The organism is Sphingobium sp. AP50 (assembly GCF_900109095.1).
Classification (GTDB): Bacteria; Pseudomonadota; Alphaproteobacteria; order Sphingomonadales; family Sphingomonadaceae; genus Sphingobium.
In genome coordinates this window covers 15,775-32,094 of record NZ_FNYZ01000024.1, presented here as the reverse complement: position 1 = coordinate 32,094, position 16,320 = coordinate 15,775, and the positions used below count along the sequence as shown (strand labels likewise).

Sequence of the window (16,320 nt, the reverse complement as noted above, 5' to 3'; positions counted from 1 at the left end):
TCCGGTCAGCGCAGCAAGCGCAGATTGTCGAGCAGCGTCTCCAGATGCGCGCGGCTGATCCGGCTCCAGACATTATAGGTGCAGCGCTGTCCCTCGATCCGCATATAGGCCAGCGAATGCAGCCCCTTGCCCGCGCGATTATCCGCCGGATAGGGTTCCGCACCGACCACGCCATAGCCGGCGAAGGCGGGGCCGGGCAGCGCGTTCAGGTCGCGCATATGCGGCCATTGCTGCATCAGTCGCTCCCGTTGCCAGCCGCTGGCTTGCGCGTCCTGCGGCAACAGGCCCGTTCCGGCAAAGCCATAGGCGCTCCTTACCCCCGGAAGGTCGAACGCGACGGCCCATCCGCCGCCAAAAGCGGCCGGCCGTGCTTTGCCGCGCACCCCACCGTCCGACAGTAACGCCAACGGGCCGCATTGCGTGCGATTTTCCGCCATGTCCCATTGCGTGCGCGCAACCGCCTCGCCGATCAGCGGCGTACCGGTAGCCCAGCGCGCGGGTGCCTTTCCACTACCGGAAGCCGGGGCTGCGGCGGCGACCAGAATGGCGGCGATCAGATAGGGCATGCGCATGGCCGATGGACGCATGGATGCGCGCACCGTTCCCTTATTTCTTATCCTTCAGCGCCAACAGCGCGGCGAATGGGCCTGCCTGATCCTCGCTCAGCACGCCGGATTCCTTCAGATAGGCATCGGCATCGGCCGCGCGCGGATAGGGCGTCATCGCCAGCGCCATCGTCTCGGACACCGCCTCGCCCATGTCGATCAGCTGACCGTCATAGCCGATCGTGTCGCAATCATTGGCGTCCAGCTCCAGTTCCTCGCCTTCGGGCACATCATCGCCTTCCACCACGAAACGCAGCAGGAAGTCGGTGTCGATCGTTTCGGGCACCGGCACGCCCGTCGCGACGCAGGGCTGGGCCAGCGCCGCCGACATCCGGCCACGCGCCATCACCGCGCCAGTCTCCTCGATCAGGCTATAATCTGCGCTAAGCCGGTCGAGCGACGACAGGCCGAAGCGGCGCGCCAGCGCCAGGCATTCGGCCTCGTTCGCCTCGATATGGGTTTCCCCGGTCAGGCGCTTGATCTGATCGGCCTTGATCGGGCGGGAAAATTCGACAGTCATGTTCATCCAATATCTCCTGCGAGCAGGGCATCGCGCGTCAGGCACCCCAGCCGCGTCCAGCGCGTGCGCAGCGCGCCTTCCACATGGGCGACGGCGTCATCGCCCACCGTTTCCCCGCGATACAGGTTGCGGCGCAGCGCCACAGCAAAATCGGCCTCCCCGGTCAAGGCATCGCGATAGGCGCTGATTCGCCCGCCCAGCGCGCTCATCATCCGCCCGACATGCTTGCCGACCACGACATCGCCAATGCCTTCCTGCCGCAATTGCCCGTCCATATCATCGACGAACAATTCGGTCAGCCAGACGCTATCCTGCGCCGCGCCCAGTTGCTCCAGCCGGATCAACACCTGCGCCAGGATGGCGACGATCATGTCGAACCGGCCGTCCAGTGTGTCCGGCACGGCCCCGTCCAGATACCAGTGCGGCTGCCGTCCTTCCGCGACGACGGCATGATAGAGCGGCCGCAGCCCCCGCCGGGCGTCGGTACGGCCGAACAGGCGTTGCAGGAAGGAGGGGGAAGAGGGCATCGGATCAGGGCTTTTCGAGACGGATCGAGCGGCCGCGCGCCGTCCGATGTTTTGCGCCCCTTGCCGGGGCGTGCGCATTTCCATATTGATCGCTGCGTCGCCCAATGCAATGGCGACATAAGGTTTCTTGGGTTCGCGGGACCGTCCCCCGCAGGAGAAGTTCATGCCGCAGTTCAGCCGCCACTCCCGCCGTGGGCGCGTGATGATCGCCATCGGCCTCAGCGCGCTGCTGTTTGGCACGTCCGCCTGCACTCGCCTGCGCAGCCATCAGGGCTATCAGGTCGACAAACTGCTGGTGGATTCGGTTCAGCCCGGCATCGATAATCGCGCCTCGGTCGAAGGCACGCTGGGTCGCCCCAGCTTCGCTTCGCAATTTGGCGAGCAGGACTGGTATTATGTGTCGCGCAACATGCGCGCGCTCGCCTTTTCCAACCCCAAGCCGGTCGAACAGACCGTGCTGCGTGTCCGTTTCGATACGGCGGGCAATGTGACCGCCGTCGACCGCATGGGGCTGGAACAGGTCGCGCATATCTCGCCCACGGGGGACAAGACCCCGACGCTGGGTCGTCATCGCAGCCTGTTCGACGAAATCTTCGGCAATATCGGTGCGGTCGGCGCTGCCGGCATGGGCGGCAGCGGTGGCGGGGCCACCAGCCCCGGCGGCGGCCCGAACGGCAGCTAAGCCTGGTCGGCCACTGGATGGCCGCAGGACTGCACGAGACGCACGATGCAAAAAAGGGGTGATCCGCAATGGCCGGATCGCCCCTTTTTTGATGCTGCTGATCCGTGGGTTCAGGACCAGCCGCCCCCCAGCGCCAGGAAGATGGCGATCTGATCCTGCACCAGTTGTGCCCGCGCGGCGGCGGCGGAGGCTTCTGCGCTCGCCAGGCTGCGCTGCGCATCCAGCAGCGACAGGAAATCGCCCCGGCCAAAGCGGAACAGCTTGCTCGCCTGTCCCGCCGACACGCCGGCGCTATCGCGCGCCCGGTCCAGCGCCCCTGCCTGCTCCGCATTGCGACGGTATGTTTCCAGCGCCGTCTCGGTCTGGCGTAGCGCCTCCAGCACCGATGCGTCGAATCCGGCCAGATCGGCCTTCACCTGTGCATCGGCCTGCGCAATCTGCGCCTTCACCACTGGCCTGTTGGGGAAGCTCCAGCTCAGCAGCGGCCCCAGGCTGAAGCCGAACGCCGATCCCGACCCGAAATCCTTGAGCGGCCCGGTCAGCCCCACCGATCCGCCGATGCTGACCTGTGGATAGAGGTCCGCCATCGCCACGCCCAGCCGCGCCGTATCGCCCGCAATGGTGCGTTCGGCCTGCCGGATATCGGGCCGCCGCCGGATCAGTGCCGCGCCGTCGCTCACCGGCAAAGGCTGGCCCAGCGTCGGCAGCGTGGCGCAATTCTCCACCTCGCGCGGATAGTCGGCCGGCGCGCGGCCCAGCAAGGTCGCCAGCAGATAGAGCGCGTTCTGCCGCTGCGCCGTAAAGCCGGGCAGCGCCGCCTCGCTCACATCCACCGCCGCCTGCGCCCGGCTGACGTCGAACGCGGTGCCGCGCCCGCCCTTGGCCAGCCGCCGCGTCGCATTCAGCGTGTCGCGCTGCAACGCCACCACCTTGCGGTTGATGGTCAGATTATAGTTGGCCGCGCATACCTGCGCATAGGCCTGCGTCGTGGCCGCCGCCACGCTGACGCGCACATAGTCGCGCGCCGCCGTCACCGCCTCGACATCCGCGCCGCTCGCCTCGATCGCGCGTTTGATGCGTCCGTTCAGGTCCAGTGGATAGGATGCCGCCAGCCCCAGATCATAGCCGACCGTGCCGGGCAGATGTTGCGATACGCCCGAAGCGCGGGCGATCGTCTCGCCGCCGCTGATCGATGTGGTGATGTCCCGGCCCGCCTGCGCCTCGCGCAACACCGCCTGCGCCCGTTCCAGATTGGCGTCGGCCGTGCGCAGGTCGGCATTGGCGGTCAGCGCCTGCGCGACCAGCGCATCCAGTTGCGGGTCGGCATAAAGCTGCCACCAGTGATCGGGCAAGTCCGCCTGTGCGAACTGCGCGCCCTGGGCCGAATGGAATGCCCCGGTCGCCCCCGGCGTGGTCGCGGCGGACTGCGCGGGCGGGCGATAGTCCGGTCCCGCAGTCGCACAGGCGGCCAGACTCAGCGCCAGCAGCGGCGCGTAAACGGATTTACGCATGGCGGCAGTCCCCCGGCTTGGCATTCTTGCCTGCCGGCTGCACCGTCACGGTCGCGGTCCGGCCGGAAATCAGGCGCAGCCCCGCCGGCACCTTCTCCAGCTTCACCCGCACCGGAATGCGCTGGGCCAGCCGCACCCAGGAAAAGGTCGGCTCGACCGAGGGCAGCAGATTGCCCGAATTGCTGCGGCTGTCGTCATTAATGCCATAGGCGATGCTTTCCACCCGGCCATGCACATCCTGCGCCTCGCCCATCAGCCGCACCGTCACCGGCGCGCCGATGCAGACCAGCGGCAGCTTGGTTTCCTCGAAATAGCCCTCGACCCGCAGCGAATCGCTGTCGATCAGGGCCATGGCCTGGCTCCCCGCGCCGACATAGTCGCCCGGATGCAGGTCGAGGTTGGTGACGACGCCATTGACCGATGCCAATATCTTGGTGCGCTTCAGGTTCAGCGCCGCCGCGTCGCGCCCGCTATAGGCTTCGGCCAGCGCCGCCTGCGCCGTTTCGACCTTGGCCAGATTCTGCTCATGGGTTTCCGCTGCGACCAGATCGCCCAGCGCCGTGTCGCGCCGCGCCTCGCGCCTAGCTTGCCCCAATGTCGCTTGCGCGCTGGCGATCCGGGCATTCGCTTCCTCCAGCGCCATCGAATAGCGCGGTGTGTCGATCACGAACAGCAGGTCGCCGGCCTTGACCGTCTGGTTGTCATGCACCGCGACCGACGTGACGAGGCCGCTGATATCCGGCGTCACCCGCACCACATCGGCGCGCACGCGCCCGTCGCGGGTCCAGGGGCTGCCCTCATAATGATTCCACATCCATATCGCCGCGATCGTGGCGGCGACGACAAGGGCGATGGTGGCGGCGCTGCGGATCAGCACGGGGGTCAGGCGATTCATAGACGGATTCCAAGGGTTGGGACGAGGATGGCGAGGCCGCCCAGGATCAGCACGAAGATGCTGAGGTCGACAGCCGCCCGATAGGCGAGGAAACGATAGAGGCCGGCCGCACCGATCAGGCGGGTGACGACCCAGGCAAGCACCAGCGCGACAAGCGCCAGCAGCAGCAGGGTGGGGATGAAGATGCCGCCCAGGGCGATCTCTCCGGTCATGCGATGGCCCTCCGATAGCCTTGCGCGTCGGGGAACAGGTTGCGGCGCAGGCTGACGAGGCCCAGCACCGCCTCACGGCGGATCGACGGGCGGGGATTGGCCGCCAGATCGTCGATCGCCGCATCGATGTCGTTCAGCAAGGCCGGGTCGGCCGCTTGCGGCGCATCCGGGTCCATCTGGCGATAATGATGGCTCACGCCCTGCAATACGGTGGCCAGATGCCCGCCTTCCTGCACGGGCAGGTCCAGCCGCAATTGCCGCAACTCGCCGATCGCGACACCGGTGCGCAGGTCGCGCAGCGCGTCATAGAGCGGCTTGCCGCTGTCCCGCCGGGTCGCGGCCAGACGCGGCGCGAGCAGGGCGATACGGTCGAGCATCCGGTTGATCCAGCCGCGCACATCGGGCGGCGACATCTTTGTCGCGCGATTGGCGATGTCGATCCAGCCGGCGCGAATCGTGCGGCGGATCGCCCGCTCCACCCCTGCGGACTGGAACAGCCCGGCCATGATGATCGCGAACCAGATGCCGACGATCTGCGCGATCGCGCCGTTGATATAGGAGCCGAACGCATTTTCGTAGCGGTCGGACAACAGCACCGGGCTGCCAAGGCCCAGCAGGGTAGGCAGCGCGATCCCCATCCAGCGGGGCGACGCCATCATCGTGCCCAGCAGCAACAACATTGGCGCATAGGCCATGGCCAGCATGCCGAAACCATCCAGCCGGGGCATGATGACATAGCCATAGACGGCACCCAGCGCAGACGCGGCAATCGTCCCGATCATGAAGCCTTTCAATGGGGCGAGCGGATTGTCGGACGCGGAGAAGAGCGACAGGAAGACGCCGGCCAGCATGACCGCCGTGCCGCCATCCTTCCACCCGCTGCCGACCCACAGGGCACAGCCGATGGCGATAGTCATGAAGGCGGCGAAGGCGCCCCGTGCCGCTCCTGTAAAGTCGCGATGCATCTCGCGATTGCGCCGCCCTTCCAGCAGTTCGGCAACGCGGGGTGTCACGGCGGCGCGACTATGCGTCCCCATCTGGTCGTACAGATCGCGACAATCGCGATGCACGGCGACCAGCGATGCGAGCCGGGCATAGAGGCTGAGCCGCATCATGTCGCCCCAGCCCATCTGCGCATCGGCTTCCGGTTCCATGGCCACGCACCGGTCGATCAGGGCCTGCGCCCGTTCCGCCCGGACGCCATTGTCCGGTGCAGGCGTATCCAGCCACAGCCGTACATCGGCAATCAGCGCCTCGACCTGTGGCGGCACGACGCCATCATGCGCGACCTTGAGCTGCGCCAACCGGTCCTCCACCGCTGCACCCAGCGGCAACAGCATCGACAATTGATCCTGCAAGGCCCGCACGGTGCGTACGCGCGGCGCCAGACGACTGATGTCGAAGGGCAAATGCGCCGACATCTGGTGCAATTCGGTCACGTCCTGCGCCAGTCGGCGGCGTTCCGCGTCCAACCCGGCGACCGGCTCGGTCGCAATCGCGTCCCGCGACCAGCGCTCGGCGTCGCGCAATATCGCTTCCACCCGGCCCAGCAGCACGCCGGTGATCGATCCGGGCAGGATGATGCCGTGGATCAGGCTGCCGCACAGGATGCCGATCAATATTTCCTGCACGCGCAGCGACGCGACGGTGAAGATCGTCTGTGGCGTGTCGACATCGGGGAAGACGATCAGGCAGGCGGTATAGCCGGCCAAGACGAACATATAGCCGCGCGGCGTGCGGTCCAGCAGCGACACGAACACGCATAATCCCGTCCAGCTCGCCATCGCCAGCGACAGCAACTCGGGCGAATTGACCAGCGGCGGCACGATCGCGACCGCGAACATCGCCCCGGTGAAGGTGCCGATGATGCGGAACAACGCCTTGGATATCACTGCACCCGCCATCGGCTGGGCAACGATATAGCTGGTCAGAAACGCCCAATAGGGACGCTCCAGCCCGATGCTGAACGCCACGAACAGCGCCAGCATGGAAGCGGCCAGACATTTGACGGAAAAGAGCGCGGCGGGAATACCAAATTTCTCGCGCAGGGCGTGCTGGCTCACATCTGGCTCCGCCGCTCGCCGATACGCTGCGACAGCAGGTCCAGCATCTCGACCATGATCATGATCGCTTCGTCCGGCACGCCTTGCAACAGGTCGGCGCGCAGCAGGCCCAGCCGCTCCTCGATCCGGCCGACCAGATCCTTCCCGGCCGGCGTCAGCCCGATGATATTGGATCTCTTGTCTTCGGGATGCGGCGTGCGGCCGACCAGTCCGGCGGCCTGCACCTGATCCAGCGTCCGCACCAGCGAAGGCTGGCTGATATCCAGCGATTCGGCCAGTTCGGCCTGCCGCACATCGCCACCCATGCGGTCGATATGGATCAGGCACCAGCCCGCGCTGTTCGACACGCCGAATTCGGCGAGCGCGCTATCGGCCAGTTGTCGCCAGCCTCGGGCGACAGGGGCCATTTTATGCGCCAGCAGGCGCTTCGACTCGGTGATGGACATATTCATTAGATAGCTAACTAATGAATTGATTCAATATTGCTGACAATTGTCCACTTCGTCGTCGCATTTGCGCATAATGCAATTGGCCGGGGATGCCACCTGGCATCCCCGGCCAATAAGATCGGATCAGGCCCGTCGCGTGCCGTTGAAGGCGGACGCGCCGAATGCGCCCAACTGCATCGTGCCGGTGATCGCGTCGCCCGCCACTTCCGCCTCGCATTCCAGCGTCATCGGCATCGGCATGGTCATTTCCATCTTCCAGGTCAACTTGGCGCCGTCGACCTTGCCATCGACCACGTCCAGCGATCCCATCATGCCGGCAAAGGTGCCGTTGAAGCGATCGCCGCTGCTGATGACGGTGAACACGCCCTTCTGATCGCCCATCGGCGTCTTGGCCACGCAATCAAAGGCGCCATCCACTGTTGCCATCTCTCGTCTCCTTTACGTTTACGTTGGCGTCAATCAGCCAATGTCCCCATTTCCACCGGCAGGCCCACCGCGTCAAGCTGTGGCCGCACCAGTTTCGCGTCGCCCACCACGACCCAGATCAGCCGGTCGGGGTTGATCGCCTCACGCGCGGTCTTGTCCATCTCGGCCGCGGTCATGGCGCGATAGACCTTCGGCAGCGTCTCATAATAATCGTCCGGCCGGCCGATCAGGCTGTTGCGCATCATCGCGCCCAGCAGGTCGGACGATGTTTCGAAACTGCCCGGCAGCGACAGGATTTGGCCATTGATCGTCTGGTTCCGCTCCGCCTCGGTCGTGCCCTTGCTGGTCAGATACTCGCTGATATCCTTGCGCAGGGTGAGGATGGATTCGCCGGTCTTGTCGGTTTGCACCGGCGCATAGACCAGCAGCGGAATGGTTTCCTTGACCCCCGACAGCGCCGTGCCGACGCCATAGGCCCAACCCTTCGTCTCACGCAGGTCCATCCACAGCCGCGACGATGTGCTGCCGCCCAGCACTTCATTGGCGGTCTGCAATATGACCGGATTGTCCGTGCCCGACTTGTTGGTCAGCAGGCCGGCCAGAATCATCGACTGCGGGCTTTGCGGCTTGTCGATCAGCACGATCTTCGCCGGGCGCATCATGCGGTCCATGCGGAACAGCTTGGTGCCCTTGGGGCTGGCCGGCGCCTTCCAGTCGCCGAAGCGCTTTTCCAGCAGCGGCAGCAGCTCGGCCAGCGTCGTGTCGCCCGCCACGAAGATGGTGGCATTGTCCGGTCGCATCCATGTGTCATGGAAAGCGGTCAGGTCCGCCCGCGTCACCGCCTTCACGCCCGTTTCGGTGCCGGAGCCGGTGAAGGGGATGCCATAGGGATGCGCCTGCCCGTACAGCATCGGCGGCAACATGCGCTGCGCGATCGCCATCGGTTCGGTCTTTTCCGCGGCGATGCTGGTCAGCACCTGCCCACGCAGCCGCTCCACTTCGGCCGGGGCAAAGGCGGGGTTACGGATCACATCGGCCAGCAGGCCTAGCGACGCATCCAGATTGGGCTTTAGCGCGAACAGACCGACATTGGTCCGATCCATGCTGTTGCCCGCGCTGATCGACGCACCCAGCCGCTCCTGTTCCTCGGCGATCTGCAATGACGAACGGGTCGTCGTGCCTTCGTCCAGCAGGGCGGTGGTCAGGCCGGCCGTGCCCAGCTTCGCCTTGTCGTCGGCCGCATTGCCTGCGTCGAAGGCGACGGACACGCGCACCGTCGGAACCGCCGTGCGCCGTGCGAACACGACCGATATGCCGTTTTTCAGCGTGGCATGCTCGACATCGGGGAAGTCCAGATCCTTGACCGGTTCGATCGGCGGTTCGGCGATCTTGGTCGGCGCGGGCGGCGTCGCGGCGGTGGGAGCCGGCGCATCGGGGCTGCGGAAGAAGGCCGGCTTGTGCGTCGCGTTCCCCGCCAGCGCATTGTCGGCGGCGGTCCGCTCGCCCGGCGCCACCGTCATGCGCAGCACCGGCCGGCCCAGCCATTTGCGGGCGGTGGCGGTCACGCTTTCCGGCGTGGCGGCGGCATAGACGGCCAGATCCTTCTTATATTTCGCCGGATCGTTGGAATAGACCGCCCCCTCGGCCAGCGTCACCGCCTTGCCCGAAAAGCCGCCGACTTTTTCCAGCCCGCCGATCGTGCCGGATGCCTGCCCGGTGGCGGCGCGCAGCACTTCGTCGGCGCTCGGCCCCTTCGCCAGATAGTCGGCGAGCAGCGCATCCAGCCGCTTGCCCACGGCCACAGGGTCCACACCCGGCTTCACGTCGACGGTGATCTCGGCGATGCTCAGCTTCTCGAACGGCTGGATACTGGCCGACACGCCGACCGCGACTTTCTCGTCCCGCACCAGAACATTGTCGAGGCGCGAGGATTTGAGGCCGCCGAACACGGTCATCGCCAGATCCAGCTGTTGCAGGTCGGCCGAATTGACGCCCGGCACGATCCAGTTGCGATAGAGGCGGGTGGCGGCGACATTGTCGTGCATCACCACTTCTGCATCCTTGGCCAAAGTCGGGACGGTCGCGTCCACATCTTTGGGGGCGGGGCCGGCGGGGATATTGCCGAACCACTTTTCCACCTTCGCCTTGGCGGTCGCCGCATCGATATCGCCCGCCAGCACCAACACGGCATTGTTCGGCCCATAATGGGTCTTGAACCAGTTCTGTACGTCCGCCAGGCTCGCGCCATTCAGGTCGGCCATCGATCCGATGGTAGAATGGCGATAGGGATGGCCTTCGGGCAGCAGCGCCGCCAGTTGCGCATATTCGACCAGACCATAGGGCTGGTTCTCGCCCGCGCGCTTTTCATTCTGCACCACGCCGCGCTGGGTATCCAGCTTGGTTTGCGTCACCGCGCCCAGCAAATGACCCATACGGTCGGATTCCAGGAACAGCGCCCGGTCGATCGCGCCGGTCGGCACCGTCTCGAAATAATTGGTGCGGTCGAACCAGGTGGTCCCGTTCCAGTCGGTCGCGCCGATATCCTCCAGTCGGCCGAAGAAGGGGCCATCGGCATTTTCGGAGCCATAGAACATCAGATGTTCGAACAGATGGGCAAAGCCGGTCTTGCCCGCCGGTTCGAAGCGCGATCCGACATGATACCAGATCGACACCGCCACCACCGGCGCCTTGCGATCGGTATGCACGATGACGCGCAGCCCGTTCGCCAGCGTGAACTCCTCATAGGGAATGTCGACCTTCGACACGAGGCTGGAGAGCGGCGCGGGTGCCACGGCGGGGGCCGTCGCCGCGACAGCCTGTGTCATCGGCGTCAGGGCAAGGGCGGAAAGGCCGATCATCAGGGACAGGCGGCGCGACAGGGGGGATAGGGTCATGAAGAGCCTCTGGCAGGATGCGACGGGGATGGTCGCGATGGGATGGCAACATAGCGGGGCGTGATAGAGGCGCAATACGGCAAAGCATTCTGAAGGCGGCTGGAACAGCCGACGGCTCGCAGAATGCGGCAAGCAAAGAGCGTGCTGGACAGCGGCGCCGGCGGACGGCAATCCTGTCGCTATAAGCTCTTTATCCGAAAGCCCTCTCATGACCCGCCTTGCCCTGCTGGCTGCCGCCACCGCCCTGATCCTGCCCGCGTCGCTGACCGCGCAGCAGGTGGCCGATCCGGTCTTCTCCGCCGCAGCCGTGCGCGCCCATGTCGCCTTCCTCGCCGACGATCTGCTGAAAGGGCGCGACACCGGCAGTGAAGGGCATGAGATCGCCGCCCGCTACGTCGCCAGCCAGTTCGCGCAACTGGGCCTCAAGCCGGGCGGCGATGGCGGCGACTGGTATCAGCGCATCGCCTTCCAGAAGACCGACCGGGCGCAGACGCCCGCGACCCTGACCATCACCGGTCCCGGCGGCGCGAAGAGCTTCACCCATGCCGGTGACGTGCTGGTCGGCATGAACGCGGCCGAACCGCATCTGGACGTCACGGCGCCGCTCGTTTTCGTCGGCTATGGCCTTGAAAATGCGCGCTTCGGTCTCAACGACTATGCCGGCCTCGACGTGAAGGGGAAGATCGTCGTCACCCTGCGCGGCTATCCCAAGGGGCTGCCGAGCGAGGAGGGCGCGCATCTCTCCGCGTCGAAAGCGCAGATGGCACAGGCCCATGGCGCGATCGGCATGCTCTCGCTCGGCACGCTCCAGTCGATGAAGGCGCGGCCCTGGGCGCGTATGGTGCAGTTCGCCGACGAACCGGATTTCACCTGGGTTTCGCCCGAAGGTACGCCCTTCGATGAAGCATCGGGCATCCGCGCTTCGGCTTCACTGAACGATCCCGCCGCCGAAGCCGTCTTCGCCGGCGCGTCCACGACCATTGCTGCGATCCGCAAGACGGCGGACAAGGTCGGCGGCAAGCCCAAGGGCTTCGCACTCAAGACCAGCGTGACGATCAAGGCCGACAGCGTCAGCCAGCGCGTCACCAGCCCAAATGTCGTCGCCATCCTGCCGGGCAGCGACCCGGCGCTCAAGGATCAATATGTCGTCCTGTCCGCCCATCTCGACCATATCGGCGTCAGCCCGGTAAAGCCCGGCAAACCGGCCGACAAGGACCGCATCAACAATGGCGCGCTGGACAATGGCGCTGGCATCGCCACCATGCTGGAGGTCGCCCGCGCCATGGCGCAATCGCCGGACAAGCCGCGCCGCTCGATCATCTTCCTCGCCTCCACCGGCGAAGAAAAGGGCCTGCTCGGCGCTGACTATTATGCCCGCCACCCTTCCGTGCCCATCAGCCAGATCGTCGGCAATGTCGATCTCGACATGCCGCTGCTGCTCTATCCCTTCACCGACCTGATCGCTTTCGGTGCGGATCACTCCACCCTCGGCCCGATCGTGGCCAAGGCGGTCGCGCCGATGGGCGTCAAGCTCTCGCCCGATCCCATGCCGCAGGAAACGATCTTCGTCCGTTCGGACCATTATAAGTTCGTAAAGCAGGGCGTGCCCGCCGTCTTCCTCGCCACCGGCTATGCCAATGGCGGCGAAAAGGCATGGGGCGATTTCCTGAACGGCGCCTATCATCATCCCGGCGACGACATGAACCAGAAGATCGACTGGGAAGCCGGCGCGCGCTTTGCCCAGGCCAATTATCGCATCACCCGCGCCATGGCCGATGGCGACACCCCGCCGCTCTGGTTCGCCAGGGATTTCTTTGGCGACCTGTTCGCGCCCCAAGCGCAGAAAGCGACGAAATAAGGATAAATGCGCATCGCCCCTTGTGTGCTTTTTAGGCAACACTACATCGCGGGCAATCACTTTCCCTAAGTGGCATTTTATCAAGAGGATGGCATGAACCTCGAAAAATTCACTGACCGCGCCAAGGGCTTCCTCCAGTCGGCGCAAACCGTGGCGATCCGCATGAGTCATCAGCGGATCGGCCCGGAACATTTGCTCAAGGCGCTGCTGGAGGACCAGCAGGGCATGGCGTCGGGCCTGATCAAGGCCGCAGGCGGTTCCGCCGAAGTCGCGCTGCGCGACACCGATGCGGCGCTGGCGAAAGTCCCGTCCGTTTCCGGCAGCGGCGCGCAGCAAACCCCCGGCCTCGACAATGACGCCGTGCGCGTCCTCGATTCCGCCGAACAGGTGGCGACCAAGGCGGGCGACAGCTTCGTCACCGTAGAACGGCTGCTGCTTGCGCTGACCCTCGCCACCACCACGACGGCGGGCAAAGCGCTGGCCGCCGCTGGCGTGAAGCCCGAAGCGCTCAACGCCGCGATCAACAGCCTCCGCGGCGGCCGCACCGCCGACACCGCAGGCGCGGAGGATCGTTACGACGCGCTCAAGAAATTCGCCCGCGACCTGACCGACGCGGCGCGCGCGGGCAAGCTCGATCCGGTCATCGGCCGGGACGAGGAAATCCGCCGCACCATCCAGATCCTCGCTCGCCGCACCAAGAATAATCCGGTGCTGATCGGCGAACCCGGCGTCGGCAAGACCGCGATCGCCGAAGGCCTCGCGCTGCGCATCGCCAATGGCGACGTGCCCGATACGCTCAAGGATCGTACCCTGATGGCGCTCGACATGGGCAGCCTGATCGCGGGCGCCAAATATCGCGGCGAGTTTGAGGAGCGCCTCAAGGGCGTGCTGGACGAGGTGAAGGGCGCCGACGGCCAGATCATCCTCTTCATCGACGAGATGCACACGCTGATCGGCGCGGGCAAGTCCGAAGGCGCGATGGATGCTGGCAATCTCCTGAAGCCTGCCCTCGCGCGCGGCGAACTCCATTGCATCGGCGCGACCACGCTCGATGAATATCGCAAATATGTGGAAAAAGACCCGGCCCTCCAGCGGCGGTTCCAGCCCGTCTTCGTTGGCGAACCGACGGTGGAAGACACCATCTCCATCCTGCGCGGCCTGAAGGAGAAGTACGAACTCCACCACGGTGTGCGGATCACCGACGGCGCGCTGGTCAGCGCGGCGACCCTTTCAAACCGCTACATCACCGACCGCTTCCTGCCCGACAAGGCGATCGACCTGATGGACGAGGCCGCCAGCCGCCTGCGCATGGAGGTGGAGTCCAAGCCCGAAGAGATTGAAAATCTCGACCGTCGCATCATCCAGTTGAAGATCGAGCGCGAGGCGCTGAAGAAAGAGACGGACCGCGCATCGGCCGATCGTCTGATCGCGCTCGAAGCAGACCTCGCCAATCTGGAGGAGCAATCCGCCGCGCTCACCACCCGTTGGCAGTCGGAAAAGGACAAGATCGCCGGCGAAGCCAAGGTCAAGGAACAGCTCGACGCCGCCCGGCTCGAACTGGAGCAGGCCCAGCGCGCTGGCGACCTCGCGAAGATGAGCGAGCTGTCCTACGGCACTATTCCCGCGCTGGAAAAGCGCCTCGCCGAAGCGGAAACCGCCTCGGAAGGCGCGATGCTGCGCGAGGAAGTGACGGCGGAGGATATTGCCGGCGTTGTCGGCCGCTGGACCGGTATCCCGGTTGAGCGGATGATGACCGGCGAGCGCGAAAAGCTGCTGGCGATGGAAGAGACGCTGGGCAAGCGCGTCATCGGTCAAGCCGATGCGGTCAAGGCCGTGTCGACCGCCGTGCGCCGCAGCCGCGCCGGTCTGCAAGACCCGAACCGCCCGCTCGGCAGCTTCCTCTTCCTCGGCCCCACGGGCGTCGGCAAGACCGAACTGACCAAGGCGCTGGCCGGCTTCCTGTTCGATGATGACAGCGCGATGGTGCGCATCGACATGAGCGAATTCATGGAGAAGCACAGCGTTGCCCGCCTCATCGGTGCGCCTCCGGGCTATGTCGGCTATGAGGAAGGCGGCGTCCTGACCGAAGCCGTCCGTCGCCGCCCCTATCAGGTCGTCCTGTTCGACGAAGTCGAAAAGGCGCATGGCGATGTGTTCAACATCCTGCTCCAGGTGCTGGACGACGGCCGCCTGACCGATGGGCAGGGTCGCACGGTCGACTTCACCAACACGATCATCGTGCTGACGTCGAACCTGGGCAGCCAGTATCTGACCGGCCTTGCCGACGACGAGCCGGTGGAGAAGGTGGAAGATCAGGTGATGGACATCGTCCGCGCCCATTTCCGTCCGGAATTTCTCAACCGTCTGGACGAGGTGATCCTGTTCCACCGTCTGGGTGCTGCCCATATGGCGCCGATCGTCGACATTCAGGTCGCGCGCATCGGCAAGCTGCTCAAGGATCGCAAGATCGCGCTAGACCTCAGCGAAGGCGCCCGCGCCTGGCTGGGTCGGGTCGGCTATGACCCAGTCTATGGCGCGCGGCCGCTCAAACGCGCGGTCCAGCGCTACCTGCAAGACCCGCTGGCCGACCTCATCCTGCGCGGCGAAGTGCCCGATGGGTCTACGGTAAAGGTCGAGGATGGCGACGGGGCACTGGCGCTTACTGTCACCTAACCGTCGATGATGAGGTACAAACCTTCGGCATAGGCCCATTCCAGGGCCTTGTCGAAGGTGCGGCCATGATGTTGCTCGATTACCCGGTTATTCTCGGCCTCCTCGTCGGCTCGAAACTGCCGATCGGGTAACTTGGCATTGCGGGCCAATATGGTTTCGGAATGGCGAGCAATAATGGCGGGGCTTATGTCCAGGTTCAGCAATCGGGATGTCCGTGCTGCTATGCCGACGGGGTCGTCATGCAATTCGTCGAAGGCCACGACCCGCTCCGCCGACCATCCCCCCTTATTTCGGGCTTCCTCAAACATCAGTAACTGAAAGGACAAGGCGAGCAGGGTCAGTCGTGCTGCTTGTTGCAAAGGGTCAGTTGTCGACCCGGTCGCCTTTGCCAACCGACGAAAACCATCCTTCAATCCCGGTGCCAGATGTTGGGCTGTTCTCATCGTGTAGGTCAACCGATCGCGACCACCGCGGAAAGCGGCGCGGAGAAAGGGGCGGGGGGCCATCACCATGAAAATGGGGTTGATTGAGTTGCGCTCGTTCCAGGTCGGCAACAGATTATTGGCCCAGTTGGTTGGCTTGACTATCGTCTGTTGCCCCTCGATCGTGCGCCCCAGCAGTGCGTCGATCACGCTGGCAACCTCGCATACTTTGCCGGGATGAGCAGTCACGGCATCGGCCAGGCAGATTTGGACTGCCGGTTCGCGCAATCCAAGTGACTGGCCAGGTATGTCCAGCAGTCTCGACAATAGAGTCGATCCGCAGAAGGATACATGCAGGATAGTGGACGTCCGGATATCTGCCCGGCTCGCCAGTTCGGCCGCTACATCATCGACGGGCAGCAGGATTTCGTTTCCCTCGGTGAAGTGAGAGCGGCCATCCAGAAATGGATGCGTCCGAATAATTTCGGGCCGCACCTTGGCAAAGCGGATTCGACAAAGGTCGGGCGTGATGCCCACAGGCATGAAATGCGGGTCCGCTACGATGTCGCTACAGGTGCTCATG

At 65.1% G+C, this 16,320-nt stretch carries 14 protein-coding genes; 3 read left to right on the top strand and 11 right to left on the bottom strand.

Annotated features, from left to right (window positions below; all coding sequences use genetic code 11):
- Positions 1-5: 5 nt before the first annotated feature.
- The 3 genes from BMY84_RS25130 to BMY84_RS25120 are packed head-to-tail and all read right to left on the bottom strand — an operon-like array spanning position 6 to position 1,652.
- The gene (locus BMY84_RS25130) at positions 6-572 is read right to left on the bottom strand and encodes a hypothetical protein (RefSeq protein ID WP_143075159.1); all 567 of its coding nucleotides are present in this window, start codon (positions 570-572) and stop codon (positions 6-8) included.
- A gap of 34 nt (positions 573-606) precedes the next feature.
- On the bottom strand, positions 607-1,131 hold the full coding sequence (locus BMY84_RS25125) for a DUF177 domain-containing protein (RefSeq protein WP_093087583.1): 525 nt from the start codon (positions 1,129-1,131) through the stop codon (positions 607-609).
- Positions 1,128-1,652 carry a ubiquinol-cytochrome C chaperone family protein gene (locus BMY84_RS25120; protein WP_093087650.1) on the bottom strand — a complete coding sequence of 175 codons (525 nt, stop codon included), beginning with the start codon at positions 1,650-1,652 and terminating at the stop codon, positions 1,128-1,130. Before BMY84_RS25120 ends, BMY84_RS25125 begins: the two co-directional genes overlap by 4 nt.
- Before the next feature lie 163 nt (positions 1,653-1,815).
- Here BMY84_RS25120 and BMY84_RS25115 point away from each other — a divergent pair, with 163 nt between their 5' ends.
- Entirely contained in the window at positions 1,816-2,334 is a 519-nt protein-coding gene (locus tag BMY84_RS25115; protein ID WP_093087581.1) for an outer membrane protein assembly factor BamE, read from the top strand.
- A 110-nt stretch (positions 2,335-2,444) separates the two neighbouring features.
- On the opposite strand, the gene BMY84_RS25110 is transcribed toward BMY84_RS25115, so the two are convergent.
- From BMY84_RS25110 to BMY84_RS25080, 7 genes are all read right to left on the bottom strand, one after another.
- Entirely contained in the window at positions 2,445-3,845 is a 1,401-nt protein-coding gene (locus BMY84_RS25110; protein WP_093087580.1) for an efflux transporter outer membrane subunit, read from the bottom strand.
- Positions 3,838-4,740 carry an efflux RND transporter periplasmic adaptor subunit gene (locus tag BMY84_RS25105; RefSeq protein WP_093087578.1) on the bottom strand — a complete coding sequence of 301 codons (903 nt, stop codon included), beginning with the start codon at positions 4,738-4,740 and terminating at the stop codon, positions 3,838-3,840. Before BMY84_RS25105 ends, BMY84_RS25110 begins: the two co-directional genes overlap by 8 nt.
- The gene (locus BMY84_RS25100; protein ID WP_093087577.1) at positions 4,737-4,952 is read right to left on the bottom strand and encodes a DUF1656 domain-containing protein; all 216 of its coding nucleotides are present in this window, start codon (positions 4,950-4,952) and stop codon (positions 4,737-4,739) included. The genes BMY84_RS25105 and BMY84_RS25100 overlap by 4 nt, the downstream gene beginning before the upstream one ends.
- Positions 4,949-7,015 carry an FUSC family protein gene (locus tag BMY84_RS25095; RefSeq protein WP_256215440.1) on the bottom strand — a complete coding sequence of 689 codons (2,067 nt, stop codon included), beginning with the start codon at positions 7,013-7,015 and terminating at the stop codon, positions 4,949-4,951. Before BMY84_RS25095 ends, BMY84_RS25100 begins: the two co-directional genes overlap by 4 nt.
- Positions 7,012-7,461 (bottom strand): MarR family winged helix-turn-helix transcriptional regulator, encoded by a 450-nt coding sequence (locus BMY84_RS25090; protein ID WP_093087647.1) that lies wholly within the window; start codon positions 7,459-7,461, stop codon positions 7,012-7,014. The genes BMY84_RS25095 and BMY84_RS25090 overlap by 4 nt, the downstream gene beginning before the upstream one ends.
- Before the next feature lie 126 nt (positions 7,462-7,587).
- Entirely contained in the window at positions 7,588-7,890 is a 303-nt protein-coding gene (locus BMY84_RS25085) for a hypothetical protein (protein ID WP_093087575.1), read from the bottom strand.
- Between the two features lie 29 nt (positions 7,891-7,919).
- Entirely contained in the window at positions 7,920-10,784 is a 2,865-nt protein-coding gene (locus BMY84_RS25080; RefSeq protein WP_093087573.1) for a M16 family metallopeptidase, read from the bottom strand.
- 208 nt (positions 10,785-10,992) lie between these two features.
- On the opposite strand from BMY84_RS25080, the gene BMY84_RS25075 reads away from it, so the two are divergent.
- Both BMY84_RS25075 and clpB read left to right on the top strand, forming a co-directional pair.
- A complete protein-coding gene (locus tag BMY84_RS25075; protein ID WP_093087572.1) occupies positions 10,993-12,642 on the top strand; it encodes a M28 family metallopeptidase in 1,650 nt (549 codons plus the stop codon).
- A gap of 93 nt (positions 12,643-12,735) precedes the next feature.
- Positions 12,736-15,315, top strand: coding sequence for an ATP-dependent chaperone ClpB (gene clpB, locus BMY84_RS25070; RefSeq protein WP_093087570.1), 2,580 nt, complete (start codon positions 12,736-12,738; stop codon positions 15,313-15,315).
- Here the strand turns inward: clpB and BMY84_RS25065 are convergent.
- Positions 15,312-16,319 carry a hypothetical protein gene (locus BMY84_RS25065; RefSeq protein WP_093087569.1) on the bottom strand — a complete coding sequence of 336 codons (1,008 nt, stop codon included), beginning with the start codon at positions 16,317-16,319 and terminating at the stop codon, positions 15,312-15,314. The genes clpB and BMY84_RS25065 overlap by 4 nt on opposite strands.
- Position 16,320 lies beyond the last annotated feature (1 nt).